A 22855-nucleotide genomic window follows, 5' to 3' on the forward strand; every position below is an offset into this window, starting at 1 on the left:
GCCGCGCGGCCCGGGCCGGGCGTCACCGTTCGGGCACCACCTGCACCGTCCCCGAACGCCGGGCACGCTCCGCGGCGAACGCCGCCAGGTGACTCCCCAACGACACCGCCGTACCAGAACGCACCACCGACGCATCACCCGTGGCCACCGCCCGCACGAACGCCTCCACCAACCCGGCGTCACCACCACCGTGCCCATCGGCGGTGGTGGACCCGCTGTGCTCCACCGTGTGCACGGTGGTCTTCCCGGTGCGGAAGTCCTGCACGGTGACCCGTTCGCCGTCACCGCGCAGCCACCCGTGGGAGCCGTGTATCCGGGTCTGCCGGTGCGTCTGCTCGGTGAACGCGGTCATGGTGAAGGTGGCGGTGATCCCGCCGGAGAGCCGCATCGCGAGCACCTGGTGGTCGACCACGTCGTTGTTGCCGAGGTAGACGCACTCCCCGTACCGCCCCTGCCGTAGCGCCACGGCCAGTTCCGCCTCGTCGGCCGTGTCCACCACGTGCCCCACGGGCCACACCGTGCCGTGCTCGCGGAGCAGCGGGGGGTACAGCTTCAGCGCCGAGTAGGGGCACCCGGCCTCCACCGGGCACTCAGGGCAGTGGTCGGTGGCCCCGGCTGGCGCGTTGCCGGGCCGGAAGTGCTTCAGTCCGCCGAAGCTGGCCACCTGTTCGATGCGCCCCCCGGTGACGTAGGCGAGCCAGTCCAGGTCGTGGCAGGACTTGGCGAGCAGCATCGGTGAGGACTCCCGCTCGCTGCGCCACGGNCCCCGGACGTAGGAGTGCGCGTAGTGCCACCAGCCCACCGGCTCCAGGAGGTCGATGGTGACGAGCTCGCCGAGCACCCCGGAGTCCACCACCTGTTTCACCAGGTCGGTGTAGGGGGTGTACCGCATGACGTGGCAGACGGCGAAGAGCACACCGGTCTTCTCCACGCCCTCCACGATCTGGCGGACCTCGTCCTCGGTGGGAGCGAGCGGCTTCTCGGCGAGGACGGCGTAGCCGGCCTCGGCCAGCGCCAGGACCGGCTCCACGTGCTGACGGTCCTGGGTGGCAACGATCACCGCGTCGGCGACCCGCTCCCGCACCAACGGCCGCCAGTCGTCGAAGGCCAGCGGAGCGCCGACCGCCGCACGAGCCGCCGGCCGCGGGTCGGCGACCGCGACGAGCCGGGCCCGCTCGGGGTTGGCCTTGATCCAGTCGGTGTACACCAGGCCGCGGTTGCCGGCGCCGACGAGCGCGACGGTGACGGGTCGGTGGGGCGGCGTCGCGGACGCGCGCGCAGGGCTCATGGCCGTTCCACGCCTTTCGAGGGGAGGGGTCGGTGGGGGCGCTCACGTGGTTGCCGGTGGCGCCCCGGTGACGGGGGTGGTCAACGGTCGGTGTCGGGGCGTTCGTTGCGGGCGAGGTAGGTCGTCTCCACGTGGTCGATGGCCCACCGGATGGCGCCGAGGGCGACCCGGTCGTCTCCGAGCGGGGAGGCCCGGAGGTCGGGGGTACGGACGCACAGGGGTCCCAGGCGGTCGCGGAGGCGGGGCAGCAGCACGTCCGCCGAGTGGGCGAGACCACCGCCGAGCACGACCAGTTCGGGGTCGATGGTGGCCACCATGGTGGCCAGCCCGAGCGCCAGGTCACTGGCGTAGCGGTCGACGGCGCTGAGGGCGGCGGCGTCGCCTGCCCGGGCCGCGCCCAGCACGTGCGCCGCGGCTTCCCGGTACGGCACCCCCGCCGGCACGGCGCCGCACCGCGCCAGGCGGTCGGCGGCCGTGGCCCACGGGGTGATGGGGAGGACTCCGATCTCGCCCGCCGCTCCACCGTGGCCCCGGTGTACCTGGCCGCCGATGATGAGGGCGGCGCTGGTGTGCAGACCGGCGTGGACGTACACCGAGTGCTGTGCCTCGCGGGCGGCACCGAGGCGCCGTTCGGCCAGCGCCGCCAGCCGGGTGTCGTTGTCCACGAGCACCGCTCCGGCGCACCGGTCCCCGAGGTGGTCGGCGAGCGGCACACCCGTCCAGTCGGTGGCGGCCCCGGACAGGGTGACCTCGCCGTGCGCCCCGACGACGCCCGTGGTGCCCGCGGCGGTGGTCCACACCTGCGGGGCCTCCACCCCGGCGTCGGTCAGGCAGTCGGTGACGACCTCGTCAACGGCCTCCAGGCGTCGGTCCCGGGTGGTCTCGGGCAGCACCGGCCGGCGTGCGGTGGCGACCACGTTGCCACCGAGGTCGGCGAGTGCGGCCAGCACCCGGTAGGCCCCGATGTCGAGCCCCAGGACGTAGCCGCACTCGGCCCGGAAGCGGTACCTGCGTGCGGGCCGGCCGACCGACCCGGGGGCCGGGGGCACCTCGACGGCCCAGCCCTGTTCGGTGAGTTCGGCCGCCAGGTCCTCCGCGGAGGCCCGGGACAGGCCGGCGCGGGAGGCGAGCTCGGTCAGGGTCACCGGCTCGGCCGAGGCCCGCAGCGCCTGGAGCACCCCGAAGGCGTTCTGTCGGCGCAGCATGGCCAGATCGCCGCCCGTCGCCTGCCGTTCCTGCATGCACGACCCCCTTGACACGGTGTTCCTCGTCAGCAGTAATTGGATGCTCTAGGAGAATACGTCGCGAGTCAAGAGCTCAGCGACGGACAACCCTGTCATATAGCGCGTAACAAGCGCTCGCCTGGGACCTAGTTAACAGGTACTTCCCCATAAGTAAGAACGGTGTGATGGCAGTGCCCAGACACTCCCCCCCGAAGCTCCTCGTCCTGCTGCTCGCCGTGTTGGCGCTGGTGCTTCCGTCCGCGGCAGGAGCCGCTGCCGACGGCGCTGGCCGCGGCGGCGCGTCACCCAATCCGGCCTGGTTCGGCCCCGAAACCGACTTGGGGGTGCAGCAGTACACCCGCAACGTGACCGACGCCGTGGTCGGCGACGAGGACGGCCGCCCGACGATCTACACCACCGCCGCGGGCGACACCGCGGTCTTCAACGTCGTGGACATCCTCGACAACCGACTGCTGCGCGCCCTGCCCCTCCCCGGCGTGGAACAGGTGTGGCGGCACGCCATCGCCCCCGACGGCACCGTCTACATCGCCGCCATGACGGACGGGACCGGCGCGGAGCTGTGGAGCTACAGCCCGGTGGACAAGCAGGTCCACGAGTTGGGCACGGTGCCCGGCGAGTCCTCGCCCTGGGCCATGACCACAGACCCGCAGGGCCGCGTATACCTCGGCACCTTCCCCAACGGCAAGGTCTTCCGCTACGACCCGGACAGCCGGGCCTTCCACGACTACGGCCCCATGGTCCCCGGGCAGAGCTATGTGCGCTCCATGGCCTACCACGAGGGCTTCCTCTACGCCGGCACGGGTTCCGTCGGCGACGTGATCCGGCTGGACGTCGCCACCGGCGCCAAGACGAAGATCTCCGACCAGGTGCCGGAGCTGCTGGGCGTGTCCGCGCAGGACGTGCCGTTCGCCTACGACATGGCCGTCGTCGACGGCTGGCTGTTCGTCAAGTTCGCGGGTACGCAGTACACGTTGCTCTTCTACGACCTCGCGGAGGGCCGCTGGAGCGAGAAGTCCGTGGGCAAGACCGCCCCGACGGACGCCGGCGTGTTCTCGTTCAACCAACTCGAGTCGCGCGACGGCAAGGTCTACGTCACCAACAACCGCATGCTGCACGAGATCGACACCGCCACCCTGGACTCCCGGTCCACCGGAATCCCCTACGGCACGTCCCTGCGGGGCGCCGCCTGGGTGGACCTCAACGACCCCGACCTGACCGGCACCTCGCTGGTCACCATGCAGAGCAACGGCACCATCACCGCGTTCGACGTCTCCTCGGGACGCCAGAAGTCGTTCCCCTCGGTCGTGCAGGGCTCGCCGAACCCGCTCCACCAACTGGAGCGGGCGCCCGACGGCACCCTGTACATGAGCGGCTACCCCGGGGGGACCGGCTCCCGCTTCGACCCCCGCACCGGCCGCACCACGACCTTCCCCATGGGACAGGCCGAGGGCATGGTGGGTCTCGGTGACACGATGTACGCCGGCATCTACCCGGGTGGGATCATCTCCGCCATCCGGCCCAGGGCCGACGGCACCCCGACGGTCCAGACGCTCTTCCGCGTCGGCGAGGAGCAGGACCGCCCGTACGTCATGACGGCCCACGAGGGCAGGCTGCTCATCGGCACCATCCCCGACTACGGCCGGCTCGGCGGCGCCATGACCATCTACGACCCCGCCACCGACACCAGGCGGACCTACCGCGACATCGTCCACAACCAGAGCGTGGTCGGGCTCGCCCAGCGCGGCCGGTACATCTACGGGTCCACCACCATCCACGGGGGGTTGGGCACCGCCCCCACCGAGAAGGAAGCCAAGATCTTCGTCTGGGACGACCAGGAGCAGCGCAAGGTCACCGAGTTCACCCTCGACCTCCCCGGCCTGGACACCCCCCCGATGATCAGTGGCCTCACCTTCGGTCGTGACGGACTGCTGTGGGGCGCGGCCGACGGCTTCGTCTTCGCCCTCAACCCGCACAACCACAAGGTCGTCAAGTACCGCAACATCTACCCCGAGGTCCGCAACTACGGCTTCTGGCGCCCCATCTACCTGCGTTGGGGCTCCGACGGCCTGCTCTACACCAACGTCGCCAACAAGCTCACCGTCGTCGACCCGCACACCATGGGACACCTGACGCTCGGCGACCCCGAGGAGGAGATCACCTTCATGACCCTGGCTCGTGACGCCGAGGGGCGGGAGAACGTCTACTTCCTCGGCGGGGACCAGGAAGCACGGCTGCGGATGATCCCGGTGCGGCACGACCTGGAGGGCACCTCCGACGTCGAGGCCGCCGCCCCCCGGGCCGACACCCGCACCCGGGCGTACCAGCCCGTGAGCTGAACCCTCCCGCGCCGGTGTCCCCGGCGCGGGAGCCCCCGCCCGGCCCGGACCGGCCGCCGTCCTCCCCACGGTGGGTTCGGGACCGGTCCGGGCGGGGCTCGGCCCGTCCCCGGAACGCCCCCGGCGCCGCGCGGACCCGCCGTCCTCCTCCGCCGGTGGCCCGTGACGCTCCTCAGCGCCCGAGCAGGTGCCGGCCACGGCTGGTCAGCCGGTGCACCACGTGCGCGCCTACCCGCTCACTGTGCACCAGCCCGGCACCACGCAGCACCTTCATGTGACCGCTGACGGTGGACGCCGGCATGCCGAGGCGGGCGGCGACGGAGCCGGTGGTGAAGGTGGCGGTCAACGCCCCGAGCACACGGGCGCGACCCGTGCCGAGCAGGGCGGCGAGCGCGGCCGAGTGGCGGGCGGCGTCCCGTGGCTCCTGCGGCTGCCTGCGGACCGGGTAGACCACCACCGGCGGCAGGTTGGGGTCGGCTATCGCGATCGGCGTGGTGTGGCAGAAGAAGGAGGGGACCAGCCGAACGCCACGGCCCCGCAGGTGGAGGTCGGAGTCCACCGGGTACGGCGCGGTGAGCACCGGGTCCCGCCACACGAACGGCGCCAGCGTCTCCAGCATCGCCACCATGCCGCCCTCCAGCGCGTCCATCCGCCACGCGCGGTCCGCGGCGATGGTGGCCTCGACCTCGCTCCAGTCCGGGGCGACCAGCCGCGTGTGGAAGTGCTGCACGGCGTCGGCGACCTGGCCGAGCAGGGCCCGGTCCCCCGAGGCGAGCCGTCGGGTCCACGCGGGCATGGCCCGGTACCGGGCCGCCTCCCGCAGTTCGCGGGCCAGCCGGGCGCCCGGTGTGGCGCGCAACGTCCGCAGTGCCGCCGACATCCCCTCCTCCGACTCGGCCGGCGTGAGGAAGTCGGGGAAGTAGGCGGCGTCCGCCGGCGCCAGGTCACGCAGCAGGCCGCAGGCCGCGCGCAGGTCGTCACCGTGCAGCCGCCCCACCGCCCGCCGCCGCCAGGACCGCAGCCGGTCGGGGAGCCGGGCCGGAGGCGTGGTGAGCACGTGCAGCCCGAGTATCGCTTCCCACACCGCGTCCGCAGTCTTCGTCACCTGCACGTGCCGGAAGTCGCGGTCGCTGAAGTGGATGCGCAGCACACCGGCCATGGCCCAAGGGTAACGGCCGCCCCCACCTGGGATTTTCGACTGAGCCGGAAGAACCCGGTCACCTTCGTCGCGTCGCGTCCCTACCATCCGGTGCTCGCGGCACAGGGACGAACGAGAGGGGTTCTGCAGATGCCAGGAACACGTTCACGTTCACGTCGCCGCTGGACAGTGCTGCTGCTCTCCGGGGTCGCCGTCCTCGACGTGGCGCTGGTACCCGCGGCGGCCGCGGCGGCCGACCCGGGTCGCCCGGTGGCCCCGGCGCCCGCGGTGCACTGGAAGGCGGACCTGTCCGACGTGGACGCCGACGACGTCAACGTCCGCCATGCCCACGGGAGCCTGCGCCTGCGCGCGCCCGACCAGCGGACGGCCTCCCTGGGCGGCGCCGGCCACGGCAGCCAGGTGCTCACCCCCCGCACCCTGACGCGGCCGGTCAACCGGGTCACGGCCGCACTCGACGCGGACGTCCCGGACGGCGCCGCGGTGGTGGTCGACGTGCGGGGCAGGGACCGTGACGCCCGGTGGACCGAGTGGCACCGGGCGAGCTCCGGCGACCGCGCGGTCGCCCGCCTCCCGCACGCCGTCACCACCGTCCAGGTCCGCCTCACCCTGCGGGACCCGTCCGGGCTCGTCCGCGTGCACGGCCTGGCACTGACGGCCGACACCGACGGCTCCCCCGGCACCCGGGCGGTCACCGCGCCGGTGACGTACCGGCTGTTCGCCACCCGTGAGGGCCTGGTGGGTGGGACCACCGCCAACGGGCACGTCATCCAGCCGGACGACCACTTCGTGGCGCTCCCCTCCCGGCGCGGGCTGTCACCGAAGGACGGCTGGGACTACGCGGTCGAGGTGTGCGGCCCGGCCCGGTGCGAGACCGCGCCGGTGTGGGACGTCGGACCGTGGAACACCCGCGACGACTACTGGAACCCCGCGGACCAGCGCGAGATGTGGTGGGACCTGCCGCAGGGCAGGCCCGAGGCGCAGGCGGCCTACCTGGAGGGCTACAACGGTGGCCTGGACGAGTTCGGCCGTCGCGTCGCGAACCCCGCGGGCATCGACCTCGCCGACGGCACCTTCTACAACGTCGGCCTCAACGACAACGGCTGGGTGGACGTCACCTTCCTGTGGACCGGCGAGCAGGCCGGCACCTGGTTCCCCACCTGGGGCAGCGACGTGCGGGTCCGCCAGCAGCCCACCACCGCGTCGGCCACGCTGACCACGCTGCCGCCGGCGGCCCGGGTGCGGGTGGAGTGCCAGGCGCACGGTGAACGGATCACCTACGACGGCATCACCAACGACGCCTGGTCCTACCTGCCCGACTACGGCGGCTACGTCTCGAACATCTTCATCGACGTCGAGGACGCCTGGCTCCCCGGCGTCCCCGAGTGCTGAGCACTTCACCCGGAAGAACCCCTTCCCAGCAGGAGGTCATGGTGAGCGAGCACCGTCCCACCCGCCGAGGTGTGCTGAAGGCAGCCGGCGGACTCTCCGCGGCGATGGCCCTCGGTGCCGGGGGCGTGGTCACGTCGGCGTCGGCGGCCCACGCGGCCGGCGACGGCTTCGGGCTGCGCATCGTGGACCGCAACGAGAACGACGCCCGCATGTGGTACTACCGGTTCGCGACGGACGCGATCGGTTGGGACCCGGGTGTGAACGTCCTGCTGCCGGACGGCTACCACGGGAGCGGACGCAGGTACCCGGTGCTGTACCTGTTCCACGGGGGCGGCCTCGACCAGGACTTCATCACCTTCGACCGCTGGGGCGTCCGCGCCTGGACCGCCGGCAAGCCGATCATCGTCGTGATGCCTGACGGAGGGCACGCGGGCTGGTACTCCAACCCGGTCAGCTCCAACACCGGCCCCCGGAACTGGGAGACCTTCCACATCACCCAGCTACTCCCCTGGATCGACGCCAACTTCCGTACCTACGCGGAGTACGACGGCCGCGCCGTTGCCGGGTTCTCCATGGGCGGCTTCGGAGCGCTGAAGTACGCCGCCAAGTACTACGGCCACTTCGCCTCGGTGAGCTCCCACTCCGGCCCGGCCAGCCTGCGTCGCGACGCGGGTCTCGTCGTCCACTGGGCCAACGTCACCTCCGCTGCCGCGGACCTCGCGGGCGGGACGGTCTACGGCGCGCCGCTGTGGGACGAGGCCCGGGTCAGTGCCGACAACCCGGTCGAGCGGCTCGGAAGTTACCGCAACAAGCGGGTCTTCCTCGTCGCCGGCACGAGTCCTGACCCGGTCAACTGGGCCGACTGGGTCAACGAGACCCAGGTTCTCGCCGGTCAGCGGGAGTTCCGCGGGCTGCTCGGCGGCGCGGGAATCCCGCACGAGTGGTACGAGGAGCCCGGCGGCCACGTCTTCCGCGACTACATGTTCCGCCGCGACCTCGACGGCATCATCGCCCGGCTCCGCAAGGCGTAGGGCCCGTCGTCCCCCGCCCACGTCCGCCGCTCCCGTCCCCCTGCCAGGGGGACCGCCGAGGTGGGCCCAGAAGGGGCGCCACGGGATGATCTCGAAGTTCCGACGGCTCGCCACGGGGTCCCGGTCCCGAGGGTGCTGACGCGGTTCTCGTACTCGCGGCGCACCCCGCGCCGGGCCGGGATCACCGAGGGGGCGTCGAGCGGCTGGCAGCGGCCAGGGTGACCGTGGTCTCCGTGCTGGGGTGTCCTGGCGGTCGTCGGTGTGCTCGGGCATGAGGTCGGCGACGGCGGTGCGGATGGCCCGCGGCCCCTCCCGAGCGCGGCAGGGCATCGCCGGCATCGGGGCGGGTTCGCCCATGAGGCAGGCGGGCATCGGGAGCGCGATCAGCGACATACGGAAGGGAGGAAGGCACGCTACGCCGTACGGTCAGCCGTCATGGACTCAGTCGTGGAGATATGGCTTCACCAGGTAAGTCAAGACTTACCTTTGGAGAACTTTGACCGTACGGTGTGGCTCGAATTGAAGGAGCCCCCTGTTGTCGAAAACGAATGATCCCGCTGCGCGCGCCGTTGCATCGGAGCAGGATTATGTGTCCTCCTTGTACGAGTTGCTCACCGAGCGGCTTTCCGAGGCGCGAGCACACCGAGCGAAATTGCTGAAGGCCCCGGCGGACAGCGCCGATGAGGCATACGAGAGAGAAATCGCCGCCGAGCGACTGGCCAAGGAAATCGGCCGGCTGGAGGGCGCCGAAAAGGGGCTGGTCTTCGGGCGCATCGACTGGACGGATGGCACGGCCCTGCGCATCGGGCGGATCGGGCTGCACACGGAGGAGGATGACCTGCCTCTGCTCGTGGACTGGCGCGCGAACGCGGCGCGGCCCTTCTACGAGGCGACACCGGTCCACCCGATGGGCCTGCGGCGGCGCCGGCACCTGCGCCTCGAGGAGCGCACGGTCGTCTCGGTGAGCGACGAACTGCTGGACGGGACCGCCCCGACCGACGAGGACGCCGTGGGGGACGGCCCGTTGACCGAGGCTCTGTCGGCACGGCGCACGGGCAGGATGTACGCGGCCGTCTCGACGCTCCAGGCCGAGCAGGACGAGATCATCCGCTCCCCCCACCGCGGCGTGACCGTGGTGCAGGGCGGGCCCGGCACCGGCAAGACGGTGGTCGCCCTGCACCGGGCGGCCTATGTCCTGTACGCGTTCCCGCGCGCCGCGGAGGAGGGTGTCCTGGTGGTGGGCCCGAACGCCCGGTTCCTCGACTACATCTCCCAGGTCCTTCCCTCGCTCGGAGAGAACGACGTCGTTCTGGCGACCTGCCGGGAGCTGGCCGGAGTGCCCACGGACACGGTGGACCCGTTCGCCACGTCGCGTCTCAAGGGCAGCTCCGACCTCGCCGACGCCTTGGCCGGCCTGCTGCGCGCGCACCAAGCCCCCGCCGGTGACTTCACCGTGCGCGTCGGACGGGAACTGGTTCACCTCTCCGGCGAGGAGGTCGCCGCGGCACGCGACGCCGCCGTGACGGCCGCACAGGGGCACAACCCGGCGCGCCAGGTGTTCAAAGAGCTGTTGGTCGACGCCGTCACCGACGCGATGCAACGAGACATGGGCGACATCCTGGAGCAGATCGACGCCGACTCCGAGAAGATGACGGGCATCAACCTCGACCGGTTCACGGGAGCCGCCCAGCGCCGTGTCGAGGGTGCGGCTGACTCGGGTCCGGTCCACGAACTGGACGTGGACGCCATCCGAGCCGATCTCCTCGACGACGCCGGCGTCGACCGAGCGGTCGAGGTGTTGTGGCCGCGGCTGGTACCCGGTGACCTCGTGAAGGCGCTCCTGACGGACGCCGGCGCTCTCGCCGAGCACCTGCCCCGCCTGACCGCGCACGAGCGGTCCCTTCTGCTGCGCGGTCCGGACGCCCCGTGGACCGATGCCGACGTGCCGTTGCTGGACGAGGCGGCGAGCCTGGTCGACGGCCCTCCCGAGCGGACGTACGGGCACGTCGTCGTCGACGAGGCGCAGGAACTGACCGCCATGCAGTGGCGGATGATCGTCCGCCGCTGCCCGGCAAGGGCGATGACGCTGGTGGGTGACTTCGCCCAGGCAGGCCCGGTCGCGACGGCACGCGACTGGAAGGAAGCACTGAGCCCCCACGTCGGACCGCGGTTCAAACTGCACAACCTGACCGTCAGCTACCGCACCACGCAGGAGATCCTGGAGAGCGTCCGGGACCTGCTCACGCGGATCGCTCCGGACCAGAAGCCCACGCGGTCACTGCGCAACGGTGAGCGCCCCCGCACCGTGACCACACCTCCGGACGGGCTGGTCACCGCCGTCGCCCAGGAACTCCACGCCCAGAGCACCGCGCACCCGGGCGAGCTTCTGGGAGTGATCTGCGCGGACACCAGGGTGAGCGAGCTGACGGCACAGGGCATCGCTCACCACGCACGGGTCGTGCCGGCGTCCGAAACCCGCGGCCTGGAATTCGACGGAGTCATCGTCATGAACCCCGAGGAAATCATCACGGCCCGCCCCGGTGGGGAGAAGGACTTGTACGTAGCCCTGACCCGGGCCACCAAGCGCCTCTGCACCATCACCGTCCAGCCCGCCTGACGGCTCGGCGCCCGCGCCGTCGTCGTCCGTGGCCTCGCGAGCCCACCCGCCCGCAATCCCGTGGCCCTTGGGGGCTCGCCTCGGCGATTACCCCGCCACGCCGCAGGGAGATGGACCGGACCGTCTCGAACCTGGGGATTTCGGCCCACGTCGAAAGGGCGGGGGGCACGGCAGGCGACCCCCGGGCCATTGTTGACACGTCCCGGGTTGTTGACGTGTACCGGCCATTAGCCGGGAGCCGCCCGGCGCACCGCCCGGACGCCAGCTTGAGAAGCCCCGATGCGCAGGAGAACCGTCCCGACGGCGTTCGCCGCCGCCCTCACCACGACCGCCGCCCTCACCGCGCTCACCGCGCCGGCCGCCGCACGGGACCTCACAGGACCCGGCGCCGCCCCGGTGTCCGTGCTGGCCCGGGGGTCGGCCGCCGGAACCGCCGTGGTCAGCGGGCAGGACGTGCCCGGCACCCGGCTGCGCACCGAGGCCGTGCACACCGCCACGGCCCGCATCCTCGAGATCGACTACCAGGTCCAGGAGACGGGCTACTGGTGCGGTCCCGCGGCCACCCGCATCGCCCTGTCCGCCCGCGTCGCCCCGCCCAGTCAGGCGGTCCTCGCGGCGCAGCTCGGCACCACCGAGGCCGGCACCGACGACATCAGCCAGGTGACCGGCGTGCTCAACGCCAACCTCGGCACCGGCTGGTACGAGACCAAGCGGATGCCCGACGACCCGCCGACGCAGGCCCAGAGAGACCTGCTCTGGCGCGATGTCGTGCTGGACATCGACAACAACTACCCGATCGTGGCGAACATCGTCGCCCCGCCCGGCAACCAGCCGCCCGGTTACCCGCCCAACGAAACGATCTACCACTACTTCACCGTGATCGGCTACGACGACGCCCAGCGCACCGTCCTCATCGCCGACCCCGCCTCGTTCGGCGGCTACCAGATCTACTGGCTCACCTTCGACCAGCTCGCCACGCTGATCCCGCCGAAGGGCTACTCGGCCTGAACCCCCGGCCGCGGAACCAGCCCCCGAGGCTGGGTGCCGCCGCCGTCGTACCGTGCCAGGCCCCGGTAGTCCCCGGCGGGACATGCCGTGGGCGACGCGGAAAGCTGCCTCCGCAAGAGACGGTGCGGGGTCGGTAGGACGGCTCGACCGTTGGGCGCGGCGCCCAGGAACTGTCCGGTCGAACCCCTCTTCTCCGCCCACGGGAGCCCGGGGGCAACGGAGGGAACCCGCCGAACTCCCCCGTGGCGCCCACGGCGCCGCCGAAGCGGTCCCTCGGATCGGCGAGGTGGGTCCGAGGGGAGCCGCGGGGACTCCCCTCGGACCGTGGGCAGGACGAGCACCGACCGCGGAGGTACGACGACCACGGAACGGGACCGGTGCCCCGTCACCTCGGGGCCGTCAGTTGACGGTCAGCTCGGCGGTGTTGTTCGTGAAGTCCGGGTCGAAGTCGAACGGGAACTCGTCGTACTCCGAGTTGACGCTGACCGCACCGGTCGTGCCGGGTGTCGCGGTGTCGATCCGGAGGGAGAGGTCGAAGGAACGCTCGGCGTCCTCCAACACCCAGTACGGCAGGGCGCAGTCGTAGCGCGGCGCGCCCGTCCGCTGCGGGTAGTAGCCGCCGGAGAGGGTGCGCGGACGGCACTCGGTCGGGGCAGCGGTCACCGTGGTGCCGCTGGGCACGATCAGCCGGACGTAGGCGGCCGGGGCGCCGGAGCCCAGGTTGCCGAACCAGGCGGGGCCGTTGTTCTTGAAGGTGAGCCGGGCCGTGACCGTCTGGCCCGCCGCGCCGGAGACCTCGTCGCCGATCACCGAGAAGTCCGCGGTGTTGTCGGCGCCGATCTGCGCCGCAGCGAAGTTGTCCCGGGACACGAGGTCGGCGGCGCCGTCGCCCGGCTCGACGGTGATGTCGAGCCGCTCGTTCAGCGCGTGCTGGGCCAGGGTCACGCCCAAGGGCGCGGGCAGTTCGAAGGAGTCGCCGGGGGCGAGGACCTGGTCGAAGGAGCAGGTGGCACGGGTGGACGGTGCGTACTGGCCACCGGGGGAGCTGGTGTACGTGCAGGCGTCGTACTGGGTCAGCTCGGTCAGGCCGTACGAGGCCAGCAGCTTCACCGTGATGCCGTGCGCGCTCTCGTTCCCGTTGTTGGTCAGCCGGACGGGGAACGCCACGCGGTCGCCGGGCGCGCCCTCCGTCCTCCAGGGGACGGCGTCGAGGACCAGGTCGGGGCCGGAGACGACCGTGAGCGTGGTTTCCTCCGGGTACGCGGTGAGCGTGCCGTCGGGGCCGCCGGTGGCCGTCGCCTCGTAGGTGATCGTGCCCTGCGCCCCGGCCGCCGCGCCGTCGGCCGCCCGGACGGTGAGGTGAATCTGTTCCGTGCCGCCTGACACGGGCACCTCGGGGACGGCGCACACCGCGGTCGTTCCGCTCGGCACGCAGTTCGCCGGCCAGGTCACCTCGGCGACCCCCGCGAGCCCCGAGATGTCCACGGTGACCTGACCGTCGGTCACCGTGTAGTAGTCGTTGGAGTGGGTGATGCCGACGTCCACCGAACGGGACTGCGGTGTCCCGCCGTCCGTGCCGAGGGGCAACGTCTGCTCGTACGGTGCCGCGATCCACAGCGAGTCGTACTCCGGCTCGTCCGCGAACGAAGGTGCGGCCAGGCCGACCGTGAGCAGGCCGGCGACCGCGGTGACACAGACGCCCAGGCGCAGCGTGCGTCCTAACGGGACGGGTCTCATGGTTCCCTCCACGGGTGTGACGGATGGGGCGCGCCGGGTGTCCGGCGCGCCAGGTGTCGATCAGGATGGGCGCCCGCGCGTTGGGGTGTCCACCGAATTGCGGCGGCCCGCGTCAGTGGTCGATCGGCTCCCGCACGTGGGCGGTCACGGTGCGCTGGAGGGCGCGGACGAAGGGGTGTGCGGCATGCGGCACCGGGCGGGAACGCGTCGCGGCATAGACATTGCGGTGCGGCGGGTCGGCCAGGGGGCGGGCCACCACGTCACCGCGCAGGGTCGGTGCCAGCAGGCGGGGTGTCAGGGCGACGCCGTGGCCCGCCGCCACGAAAGCCTGCTTGCCGAGCCAGCTTCCACAGTGGATGTCGATGCGAGGGGTGAACCCGGCCTTCGCGCACGCCAGGGTCAGGACGGATGCGGCGCCTTCGTGGTCCTCCACCCAGGTCTCCCCGGCCAGGTCGGCGAGGTCGATCGTGTCGCGGCCGGCGAGCGGGTGCCGCCGTGGCAGTACGCAGGCCAGGGGTTCCTCGAGCAGGTGGGTCAGGGTGATGCCGGGACGGGCCGAGATGCCGGGCGGGTAGTCGGTGACGACGACGACGTCCAGGTCCCCGTCGTGGAGCCGGGCCAACAGCAGCGGGGTGAAGTCCTCCGAGAAGGTGACGTGGGCCTCGGGCACCTCGGCGGCCAGCGCGGTCAGCGCCTGCGGCAGCAGGGTGGCGGAGACGCTGGCGACGGCACCGACCCGCAGGCGGACGGCCGGCCGCTCGTGCAGGGCGGCCACTTCCCGTTCCGCGTGCTCGACGCGTTGCAGGATCACGGCGGCGTGGGTGAGCAGCAACTCCCCGGCGGGGGTGAGCCGGACGCCGCGGGCATGCCGTTCCAGCAGGGTCGCGCCCAGGCTGGACTCCAGGCCGGCGATCTGCCGGGAGACCGCGGACTGCGTGTAGTCCAGGGCGCGCGCGGCGAGGCTGATCGAGCCCTGGCGGTGGATCTCGCGGAACGAGCGCAGCGCGGTGATGTCCATGGGGCCACCCTATGCGCAGCCATTCCCAACAGGCATGGCACCCTTGCTCGATATGCGCTGGCGGCAGGGCTCGGCAGCCCGCAGAATGCCGCTCGTGACAGAAACACCACTCATGCACGTGTCAGCGCCCGAGGGAGTCCTGCCGGGCACGGGATACACCCACGTCGTGACCGGGACCGGCCGCCTCGTCGTCCTGTCCGGCCAGGTGGCGCTGGACGAACGGGGAAACACGGTCGGGGCGGGTGATCCCGAGGCGCAGGCACGCCAGGTCTTCGAGAACGTGCGCCGCTGCCTCGCCGCGGCCGGCGCGACGTTCGACGACGTCGTCAAGCTCACCTACTTCGTGACCGACATCGGCCACCTGCCGGCTGTCCGCGCGGCGCGGGACCAGTACGTGGACACCCGGCGTCCCCCGGCCAGCACCGCGGTCCAGGTGGCTGCCCTCTTCCGCCCGGACCTGCTGCTCGAGGTGGAGGCGCTCGCCCTGGTCCCCGAGGTCGCGCGGTGAGGGTCGCGGTCTGTGGTCTGGGCCGCATGGGGTCGGCGTTCGCCGCCGCCCTGGTCGGTGACGGGCACGAGGTCGCCGTGTGGAACCGTACTCCCGCACGGGTGGACGGTGCGCGCACCGCAGCGACGCCGGGCGATGCGGCGCGGGAGGCCCAGGCCGTGGTCATCGTGGTCTTCGACGGCCGAGCAGCGGAGGAGGTGCTCTTCGGCGGGGCCGGCGTGGCCCCGGGGGCAGCCCCGGGCACGCTGGTCGTCAATGCGACCACGCTCTCGCCTGACGAGTCCCGCGCTCTGGCTCGGCGTGCCGCCAGCGCCGGCCTGCGGTACCTGGAGGCGCCGGTCCTCGGGTCGGTGCCCGCGGTGCGCCGCGGGGCGCTGCACGTCCTCACCGGCGGGGCGCAGGAGGACGCGGCCGACGCCGAACCGGTGTTGAGGGCCTGGTCACACGCCGGCCGCCGGCAGCACGTGGGGCCGGTGGGCAGCGCCTCGGCACTCAAGCTCGTCGCCAACCTGGCCCTGGGCACCACGGTAGCGGCACTCCACGACGCGGTCCGGCTCGGCCGCGCCCTCGACCTGGACCGGGAGGACGTCCTGGACGTCCTCCAGAACGGGGTGTGCGGCCCCCTGGTGGCCAGGAAACGCGAACGACTCTCCCAGGGCGACTACGGCGATGCGGACTTCACCCTGGCGGCGCTGGCCAAGGACCTGGCGTTGGCCGCGTCCGCCGCCGACGCGCCGCTGGTCATGGCGGAGGCCGCCGGGGCCCTGATCGCCCGCGCCGCGGAACACGACGGCCACCTGGACGTCGCCGCGATGGGTCAGGCCTGAGGCGGCCACGGTCGCCAGCCGGGGCCCCGGCCCTTGCCGGTGCGGTCGCCCGGTGGACTGCCAGGGGCTCAGTCCAACGATCGTTGACCGGCCCCAACGGCGCTGACGGCGCGGAGGCAGCGGGTCCGTGTCGCGTTCACCGGGTCGACATCCGGAGTGTCAGGCGCGACCCTCACGTCATGGTTCTCCGTTGGCTCCGCTCTCGCCGCAGATCGCCACTCCCTCCCACCCCGCCGCCCCCTCCGGAACAGGACGGGCACGGTGGCGGGGAGGCCGCGTGCACCGGGTGCCACAGGACCGCTGGCGAGGCGGACCCCGTGCCGACGTGCCCGGCGTGCGGGAGCGAGGACCGCGAGTTCGTCGCGATAGCCGTGGTCGTGGAGGTGCTGCGGAGCGGGTCCCTGACCGCGCCGTGCACCGACTGCCGGCAGGTGACGTTCGTCTTCGAACCGGACATGGTCTGCGCGCCCTGCCAACGCCTGCTGCCCGACCTCAACGAACGGCTGCGGGAGAGGTTCGCCCTGCACGGTCCGGGGAGTTCCGAGGGACTGGCGTGCGCCGGCTGTGAGTTGGAGGGGCAGACCCGGGGCATGGTGCAGGTCGTTGCGTGCCCGCACTGCGACGGAGACCTGGCCTTCGCGCAGGACGACTTCCCGCCGCACGGGATGTTCCTGTCGTGCCCGTCGTGCCAAAAGGCCGTGCGCATCCCACGCACGGTCTGGTGTCCCAAGTGTGGCCTCAACTTCCGGCGGACGGGCATCGCCGACCTGGTCAGGCAGGCCAACACCTGACCTCCCGCGCGGGGGTCCCCTCCCCCGCCGGGGTCGGCCCGCCTGCTGGAGGGACCGCGCGTCCATCCGGCGTCGGACGGCAGCACCCACTCCCACCAGAGCGATGGGTGCGGGCACCGGACCGTCCAGGCCAGACCGGGCACCCCGGGGCGTACCCAAACCCGCTCCCGTGACCCGCGACCCGGGACCGCTGGCCGCGGACACGATCCCCGCGCGCCGGACGCCCCCACTGGGGGTTACTGCCAAGGCACCAACTTTGCGAACCGAGACACGACCCACCGCCGGGCCTCGAAAGCTGCCTCTGCGGTTTCACCGGGGCTCGACGGGCCCTCGCCGACGAGCAGTGACGACAGGCTTCAGCCTCAGTGACCCCTGGGACGCCGGCGGCATCCTTCTCGTCAACCGCCTGGCGGCCCGTCGCTGTCCTCGACCCGCACCCCAGGTGGGTCTGTGACGGCACCTTCCTTCTCTTGGCCGGTCCCCCTGCTCGTCTTCCCCACCGGAGCGCCACACCCAGTCCGGCCACCGGTGGTCGGCAGAGGCGTGACGGCGGCAGGTCCCCGCCCCCGGGCAGGGACCTGCCGCCTGTCTTCGCCCTTGCGGTTCAGTTCTCTTCTGGTTCGGGTTCTGATGACCGGCCGGGGGCGCCGTGGTGGATGTTCAGTTCTCCCCTCATAACGGTGTAGGAGGTGCCGTGGTCCCGGACGGTGGTCTTCTGGGTCGCTCCGGCGTCAGCGTCGGATTCGCCGGGCTGGTGGACTTCTACCTGGTTGTCGTGGCCAGCCACGACGGGGCCTGAGGCGTCTCCCCCGATGCGGATCGTGTACTGGTCACCTGTGGAAGGCGGCATGGGTGTGTGTCCTTCGTCCTGTTCGGCCGGTTCGCCCGGCGCACTGCTGTGACGTCGTGGTTCAGGAGATGCGGGTCCACGTCTCGAATCCGCAGGTGACGCACTCCGACTGGGCGATCGAAGGCGCAGTCACCGTGACGTCGGCGCTGGAGCCGTCGGCGGCGACGTCGATCGACCACTGCTCTTCGTAGGCCACTTCGCAGGTCTGGTACCACCTCGTTACCGTGCCGCTGTAGCTGCCGGAGCTACCGGTGATCACGTTGTCGGTTTCACCGCAGCCCCCTTCGGTCCGAAACTGGTACGACCCGTCATCCGACTTCGAGATGTCGAAAACATCGCCCCCCTCGTCCCGCCAGCGCCCTGCGAGTTCGTCGGGGGATGCCTCAGTCACGTCCGAGTCCGAGCCAGAATCGGGGACAGAGCCAGAATCAGGGTCAGAGCCAGAATCGGAGACAGAGGCCGAGGAGGTTCGATCACTTGACGTCAGTGCCTGGTAGACACCCGCCCCGATGACGATCGCGACGATCGCACCGACGGCGACGGCGATCACGCTCGCCCAGAGTGCGGTGGTCGTGGTGGCGGCGACACCGCCCCCCGTCGCAGCTCCCCCCGTGGCAGCCGCGCTGGAGGAGTGGGTGACGAGGTGGGTCGTGGGGTCAGCCGCCGGATTCGGCGCGGTCCAGGGATTTGTTCCCTGCCCTGCCCCGAAGTCCGCCCCGGGCGGTGCACCCGCGTGCCCGGCCGCTGCCCTGCTGGGGTCGGCCGCAGGTGCCGCACCAGGGTGGTGCCACGCCCAGTTGCCGGGGTCGGCCCCTGACGCCCCACCCGGATCGGACCCGAACCCCGCACTGGGATCGGCTCCGGCATCCGCGCCGGAGCCTGGCCCTGCCGTCGTGCCCGGGTCAGGGTTCGCCGTCGTACCAGGGTCGTTCCCGGGCATCGCCCCAGGGCCGTCATCCGGCAGCCCGGTGTCCGGTACTGCCGAGGACGGCGGCGGGGTGTACTGCTGGGCATTGAGCGCGGCGTTGACGCCCTCACGGTCGCCCAGCTGCCGCCACAGCACCAACGCCTCGGCCAGGAGCACCGCGGCCACCGCCCGCTGGCCGATCAACAGACACCTGATGGCCTTCTCGTGGGTGAAGTAGGCATTGGCCGTCGCGTCACCGGCCCGCCGCGCGGCGTTCTGGCCCTGATCGAGCAGCCGACCCCACACTCCGAACCGCAGAGACTGTGCGAGGAAGGGCGAGACGGCCCGTGCCAACTGCACGGCGAGGTCGGCCCGGCCCTTCCACAAAGCCAGCTCGGCTACCACTTCCAACGCGCGCCCGTGATCGGCCACCTGGGCCGGCGTGGTGGTCGGGAGTACAGCCCAGCGGGCGAAGTGGTCGCACAGCCGGTCCGCGGGAACCGGCTCCTGGAACCGGCGACGCACCTCCGGCATCACGTCGGCGATGCTCCGGTAGCCGCGCTCCGTGACCGACGCCAAACCGAGTTCGACCAACCGGCCGCATACCGTCTGCGGTTCGGGAGTTCCACACAGGACACCGACGTGTTCGGGGTCCACCTCCGCGTCGCCCAGCGTCGCCAGCAGGTGCAAGGCGCGTGTGGCCGCCGGGTCGAGGCGGTCGAGCAGCAGCGACACCAGGCCGTCGATCGCAGCCGGCCGGGGCAGCCTGATCGCGCCCGATGCATCAAGCCGGGCCAGTCTGGCCGCACGCAGCAGCAGCAGAGGCCGGCCCAGCGACACCGTGCACAGCTCCTCGGCCGCGGCACGTTCGGCCGCGGGCAAGGGGTGCCGCAGCTCCCTCTCCAGCAGACCGAGTCCCGCTGCGCGGCCCAGCCCTCGAAGCTCCAGGTCCGCGCTCTCCCCGAGCATGGAGCGCTCCCGGCTCGCGAAGACGAACGTCGCATCGGATGCGGCGTCCGCGAGCAGCCGCATCCTCTCGGGCGTCAGGTCCACGTCGTCGATGTACACCGTGACCTCAATCCCGGCCATCAACCGGCGCAGCTCCGGTCCCGTCGGCGCGTAGCCCGAAGCCTCGTAGCAGGCTTCGAAGATCTCCTGGGCGAGATCCTCGGCCTCACGATGTGCCCCGTTGAGAAACAGCACCCCGTCTCGTCCGGGTTCGAGACAGCGGGCCGCATGCCGCAGCAGGGTGCTCTTGCCCACGCCTGGCGGCCCCCACAGCTGCACCACTCCGTGCCCGCGCAGGGCTTCCTCCAGCTCCTCCAGATCCCCCTCGCGGCCAACCGGTTCTCGCTGCCTCCGGGGCACGAGCGCGACCCGTTCCCGGCGCACTGGCCTGGGGCGTTCCTGAGGGCGGATCAGGTTCACGGTCGAGCCGTGAGCGCCGATCACCACGTTGTGGTTGCCCGCAATCACGGTTCCCGACGCGTCCCCGGCGATGTCAATGCGGTGGGCGCCGCGCGTCGGCGCGTCGTCCGTATCAGGGGCGGGCCCGTGCGGTACCCGCACGAAGCCGTCCGTCTCTGCCATGGCTCTCCACTCTTCCCGTTCGTGGAGTGCGGCTGCGCCTGAGGGGTTCGTCACGATGCCGCGGTCTCCGAAATACCGTGGAAACAGCCAGCAGCTGGTCACTTGCTTGGGACCAACTGACTCTGTTTCAGGTAGGCGAGGTTAATGAGCGTCCCGACACACGAATCCGTCGTATGACTGTTTCTGCCAACTTGCTCCGCACTCGGCCGAGCAGGCTCAGGCGCTGGGCGAGCTCAGGGCTGTTCGCGGAAGGCCAGGTCGCTGAGCCGGTCGAGATCCTCCACCCGTACGGTGCGGTAACCGGTGGAGATCACTCCTGCCTGGCGAAACCTGCGCAGTACCTTCTGCACGGTGGGTTCCGCCGTACCGGACAGGGTTGCGAGCTCCGGCTGGGTGATCGGCCAGCGGATCACCGCTCCCGAGCCAGACCTCTCGCCGTGGGTCATCACGATCTGATGCAGCACACGTGCGAGCCGGGTGGCGGCGTCGCAGCCAGCGAAGTCGACGCGATGGGTGTTGGCGACCCGGACCTTCGCGACCACGGCCGCGTTAACCGCACGGGCGATGCCGGGGTCGTCGCGAGTGCAGGCGAGAAAGTCCTCCCGGCTGACGGCCCGCGCGACCACGACCCCGCAGGTCGTGACCGTAGCCGACCGGGGGCCTCCGTCTGCAGCGGCGAACTCGCCGACAAGGTCCCCGCCCATGCGGACCGCCAGGAGCACGTCCCGACCGTCGGGGGCGAGTCCGGTCGCCTTGACCACGCCATGCAGGAGGACGAGGACGAACGCCGTCTGCTCCCCCTCACGCATCAGTACGTGATCGGCTTTGTACCTCCTGGCCGCGCCCAGCTGGAGGAGACGTCCGCGGGCCGGCGCCGCGAGGGAGCCGAGCAGGCTCGACGGGGGCCAGGTCTCTTCGACAGCGGGCGTACGGCCGGGCGCCCTCCGATGCGGTGCTGTGCCGTCCACGTGTCCTCGCCTCCCACGCCCCCGGGGCTACCATCGCGGCGCAGAACACCCGGTTTCCGGTGTTTCAGCCGCATTCGACGGCTGCTCATCCACCGGGCCGAGCCGAACCAGTATTACGACGGGGTCCGCCGGGTTCAATCGGGCACAGTGGAACCACGGGCACGGCAGGGCGCGGCTTGGAGGGCTGCATGGAAGAAACGTGGGAGTACCGAGCCTTGTTCGCGGCGGACATTGCGGGCTCGTCGGGACGCGGTGACGTGGCACTCCGGCAGATCCGACAGGCTCTGTCGATCGCTCTCCGTGAGTCGTTCACGCAGAGCGGCATCGACTGGGAGGCGTGCCTGCGCCACGATCTCGGCGACGGGATGCGGATCGTGGCCCCGGCCGGGACGCCCGAGACGAGCCTGGTCCATCCGCTTGTCCACGAGCTGACTGCACGCCTGCGGGCCCACAACCTGCTGGCCGGGGCGCCTACGCGAATCCGCCTCCGGATGGCCCTGCATGTTGGGTCGGTGCAGGTCGGTTCGGATGGCACGGTCGTCGGCCGCCCGCTCGAAGTCCTCGCCCGGTTGCTCGACGCCGAGCCGGTCCGCACCACCCTGGCGCGGGCCCCGGAGGCAACCACCGCGCTCCTCGTGTCGGAGCACTTCCACGAGGCGGCGGTGTGTCAGGGGCAGCCTGGTGCCGATCCGGCCGCGTTCCGTCACGTCGAGGTGAGGGAGATGGAGTTCGCCGGGTCCGCCTGGCTGCACGTGCCCTTGTACGGCGTACCGCAGGCCACCGAGCCCGCCCAGACGACGATGCCCGGCAATACCGGTGGGGCCGACAGGGCCGGGGAGGACAGTGGGCCGCCCGCCCGGGACCGTACCGCCGACGACATGCCAGCCGGGAACACGAAGATGATCAGCAAGGCCTCGGGGCACGGCGTCATCTACGCGGTGGGTAACGGCACGATCCGCATCAGCGGGCGGAAGTGAAGGAGCCCACGTGACCGACGAACTGTTGCTGCTCGCCGAGGCGGGAGCCGTGGCCGTGGTGGCGGCGATGGCCACGGACCTGTGGCAGGGCACCAGGGATGCCGTCCTCGGCCTCTTCCGCCGGGGCGACCCGGCCAGTACCGCCCTGGTCGGCGCCCAACTTGAGGAGGGGGCGACCCTGGTACGGACGACATCAGCCCCCGACGACGTCCGGCGGGCCCTCTGCGGGATCTGGGCCCGGGAACTGCACGAACTGCTGCTCCGTGATCCGGCCTGCCGTGGGCCCTTGGCCCGGCTGGCGGCCGAGGTCAACGGAGCACTCGCGAGCGGCCGCGGCGTCGTCGTCCTGGAGCAGAACAACACCGCCCGCGATTCAGGCACGATCTTCGCCGTTCAGCACGGAGACATCCACACGACGCGAGAGGCGACCGGCACCACGTCCGATCCGGACCAGAGGCCCTGACGAGCTCGTGCGTGGTTGGCGTTGGTGCGTCGAGATTCGCGAGTCCGCCGGCGGGTGCACGGCGAGAAGACGAACGTGACCGTCCATGCTGCGATTCATCGGCCGTGGCCTGCTGGTCAATCTGAGCGTGAACCCGGACGGGACGCT

The 22855-nt window shown here is 71.7% G+C and carries 18 protein-coding genes; 10 read left to right on the forward strand and 8 right to left on the reverse strand.

Annotated elements, in window-relative coordinates:
• Window positions 1-22: 22 nt before the first annotated feature.
• Together A3IG_RS0119605 and A3IG_RS0119610 are read right to left on the reverse strand one after the other, a co-directional pair.
• On the reverse strand, window positions 23-1288 hold the full coding sequence (locus tag A3IG_RS0119605; protein WP_018385293.1) for a Gfo/Idh/MocA family protein: 1266 nt from the start codon (window positions 1286-1288) through the stop codon (window positions 23-25).
• Between the two features lie 80 nt (window positions 1289-1368).
• Complete coding sequence (locus tag A3IG_RS0119610; protein WP_018385294.1) at window positions 1369-2529, reverse strand: ROK family transcriptional regulator; 1161 nt, start codon at window positions 2527-2529, stop codon at window positions 1369-1371.
• Window positions 2530-2696: 167 nt separating this feature from the next.
• Between A3IG_RS0119610 and A3IG_RS30515 the strand changes: the two genes are divergently transcribed.
• Window positions 2697-4868 (forward strand): ligand-binding sensor domain-containing protein, encoded by a 2172-nt coding sequence (locus A3IG_RS30515; RefSeq protein ID WP_157862310.1) that lies wholly within the window; start codon window positions 2697-2699, stop codon window positions 4866-4868.
• Window positions 4869-5040: 172 nt separating this feature from the next.
• Here the strand turns inward: A3IG_RS30515 and A3IG_RS0119620 are convergent, their stop codons facing one another.
• Window positions 5041-6027 (reverse strand): ArsR/SmtB family transcription factor, encoded by a 987-nt coding sequence (locus tag A3IG_RS0119620; protein ID WP_018385296.1) that lies wholly within the window; start codon window positions 6025-6027, stop codon window positions 5041-5043.
• A 129-nt stretch (window positions 6028-6156) separates the two neighbouring features.
• On the opposite strand from A3IG_RS0119620, the gene A3IG_RS0119625 reads away from it, so the two are divergent.
• From A3IG_RS0119625 to A3IG_RS0119640, 4 genes are all read left to right on the forward strand, one after another.
• Window positions 6157-7416 (forward strand): hypothetical protein, encoded by a 1260-nt coding sequence (locus A3IG_RS0119625; protein ID WP_040911946.1) that lies wholly within the window; start codon window positions 6157-6159, stop codon window positions 7414-7416.
• A 38-nt stretch (window positions 7417-7454) separates the two neighbouring features.
• Complete coding sequence (locus tag A3IG_RS0119630; protein WP_018385298.1) at window positions 7455-8447, forward strand: alpha/beta hydrolase; 993 nt, start codon at window positions 7455-7457, stop codon at window positions 8445-8447.
• 589 nt (window positions 8448-9036) lie between these two features.
• The gene (locus A3IG_RS0119635) at window positions 9037-11064 is read left to right on the forward strand and encodes a HelD family protein (protein WP_026220442.1); all 2028 of its coding nucleotides are present in this window, start codon (window positions 9037-9039) and stop codon (window positions 11062-11064) included.
• Window positions 11065-11343: 279 nt separating this feature from the next.
• Window positions 11344-12072, forward strand: a complete 729-nt coding sequence (locus A3IG_RS0119640) for a C39 family peptidase (protein ID WP_018385300.1) — start codon at window positions 11344-11346, stop codon at window positions 12070-12072.
• 399 nt (window positions 12073-12471) lie between these two features.
• On the opposite strand, the gene A3IG_RS0119645 is transcribed toward A3IG_RS0119640, so the two are convergent.
• Both A3IG_RS0119645 and A3IG_RS0119650 read right to left on the reverse strand, forming a co-directional pair.
• On the reverse strand, window positions 12472-13809 hold the full coding sequence (locus tag A3IG_RS0119645) for a COG1361 family protein (RefSeq protein ID WP_018385301.1): 1338 nt from the start codon (window positions 13807-13809) through the stop codon (window positions 12472-12474).
• Window positions 13810-13921: 112 nt separating this feature from the next.
• The gene (locus tag A3IG_RS0119650; protein ID WP_018385302.1) at window positions 13922-14827 is read right to left on the reverse strand and encodes a LysR family transcriptional regulator; all 906 of its coding nucleotides are present in this window, start codon (window positions 14825-14827) and stop codon (window positions 13922-13924) included.
• Window positions 14828-14939: 112 nt separating this feature from the next.
• Between A3IG_RS0119650 and A3IG_RS0119655 the strand changes: the two genes are divergently transcribed.
• The 3 genes from A3IG_RS0119655 (at window position 14940) to A3IG_RS0119665 (ending at window position 16953) form a co-directional block, all read left to right on the forward strand.
• The gene (locus A3IG_RS0119655; RefSeq protein ID WP_407701034.1) at window positions 14940-15335 is read left to right on the forward strand and encodes a RidA family protein; all 396 of its coding nucleotides are present in this window, start codon (window positions 14940-14942) and stop codon (window positions 15333-15335) included.
• Window positions 15332-16162, forward strand: a complete 831-nt coding sequence (locus tag A3IG_RS0119660) for an NAD(P)-dependent oxidoreductase (RefSeq protein WP_018385304.1) — start codon at window positions 15332-15334, stop codon at window positions 16160-16162. Before A3IG_RS0119655 ends, A3IG_RS0119660 begins: the two co-directional genes overlap by 4 nt.
• 317 nt (window positions 16163-16479) lie before the next feature.
• Entirely contained in the window at window positions 16480-16953 is a 474-nt protein-coding gene (locus A3IG_RS0119665; protein WP_018385305.1) for a hypothetical protein, read from the forward strand.
• Between the two features lie 604 nt (window positions 16954-17557).
• Here A3IG_RS0119665 and A3IG_RS32790 read toward each other — a convergent pair.
• The 3 genes from A3IG_RS32790 to A3IG_RS0119680 form a co-directional block, all read right to left on the reverse strand.
• Entirely contained in the window at window positions 17558-17803 is a 246-nt protein-coding gene (locus tag A3IG_RS32790) for a hypothetical protein (RefSeq protein WP_078500707.1), read from the reverse strand.
• A gap of 61 nt (window positions 17804-17864) precedes the next feature.
• Window positions 17865-20300 (reverse strand): ATP-binding protein, encoded by a 2436-nt coding sequence (locus tag A3IG_RS0119675; RefSeq protein ID WP_040911951.1) that lies wholly within the window; start codon window positions 20298-20300, stop codon window positions 17865-17867.
• 233 nt (window positions 20301-20533) lie between these two features.
• Window positions 20534-21268 carry a Crp/Fnr family transcriptional regulator gene (locus tag A3IG_RS0119680; protein WP_026220445.1) on the reverse strand — a complete coding sequence of 245 codons (735 nt, stop codon included), beginning with the start codon at window positions 21266-21268 and terminating at the stop codon, window positions 20534-20536.
• A gap of 215 nt (window positions 21269-21483) precedes the next feature.
• Here A3IG_RS0119680 and A3IG_RS0119685 point away from each other — a divergent pair, with 215 nt between their 5' ends.
• Together A3IG_RS0119685 and A3IG_RS0119690 are read left to right on the forward strand one after the other, a co-directional pair.
• Window positions 21484-22245, forward strand: coding sequence for a hypothetical protein (locus tag A3IG_RS0119685; protein ID WP_236719207.1), 762 nt, complete (start codon window positions 21484-21486; stop codon window positions 22243-22245).
• Window positions 22246-22255: 10 nt separating this feature from the next.
• The gene (locus A3IG_RS0119690) at window positions 22256-22708 is read left to right on the forward strand and encodes a hypothetical protein (RefSeq protein ID WP_018385309.1); all 453 of its coding nucleotides are present in this window, start codon (window positions 22256-22258) and stop codon (window positions 22706-22708) included.
• The last annotated feature ends 147 nt before the right edge of the window (window positions 22709-22855 follow it).

This window comes from Wenjunlia vitaminophila DSM 41686 (assembly GCF_000380165.1).
In the GTDB taxonomy this organism is placed as follows: Bacteria; Actinomycetota; Actinomycetes; order Streptomycetales; family Streptomycetaceae; genus Wenjunlia; species Wenjunlia vitaminophila.

Coding starts and splice junctions, on each gene's coding strand:
- A3IG_RS0119640 (WP_018385300.1), top strand. CDS start 11,344: ATGCGCAGGAGAACCGTCCCGACGGCGTTCGCCGCCGCCCTCACCACG.
- A3IG_RS30515 (WP_157862310.1), top strand. CDS start 2,697: ATGGCAGTGCCCAGACACTCCCCCCCGAAGCTCCTCGTCCTGCTGCTC.
- A3IG_RS0119655 (WP_407701034.1), top strand. CDS start 14,940: ATGCACGTGTCAGCGCCCGAGGGAGTCCTGCCGGGCACGGGATACACC.
- A3IG_RS0119610 (WP_018385294.1), bottom strand. CDS start 2,529: ATGCAGGAACGGCAGGCGACGGGCGGCGATCTGGCCATGCTGCGCCGA.
- A3IG_RS0119675 (WP_040911951.1), bottom strand. CDS start 20,300: ATGGCAGAGACGGACGGCTTCGTGCGGGTACCGCACGGGCCCGCCCCT.
- A3IG_RS0119650 (WP_018385302.1), bottom strand. CDS start 14,827: ATGGACATCACCGCGCTGCGCTCGTTCCGCGAGATCCACCGCCAGGGC.
- A3IG_RS0119630 (WP_018385298.1), top strand. CDS start 7,455: ATGGTGAGCGAGCACCGTCCCACCCGCCGAGGTGTGCTGAAGGCAGCC.
- A3IG_RS0119645 (WP_018385301.1), bottom strand. CDS start 13,809: ATGAGACCCGTCCCGTTAGGACGCACGCTGCGCCTGGGCGTCTGTGTC.
- A3IG_RS32790 (WP_078500707.1), bottom strand. CDS start 17,803: ATGCCGCCTTCCACAGGTGACCAGTACACGATCCGCATCGGGGGAGAC.
- A3IG_RS0119620 (WP_018385296.1), bottom strand. CDS start 6,027: ATGGCCGGTGTGCTGCGCATCCACTTCAGCGACCGCGACTTCCGGCAC.
- A3IG_RS0119625 (WP_040911946.1), top strand. CDS start 6,157: ATGCCAGGAACACGTTCACGTTCACGTCGCCGCTGGACAGTGCTGCTG.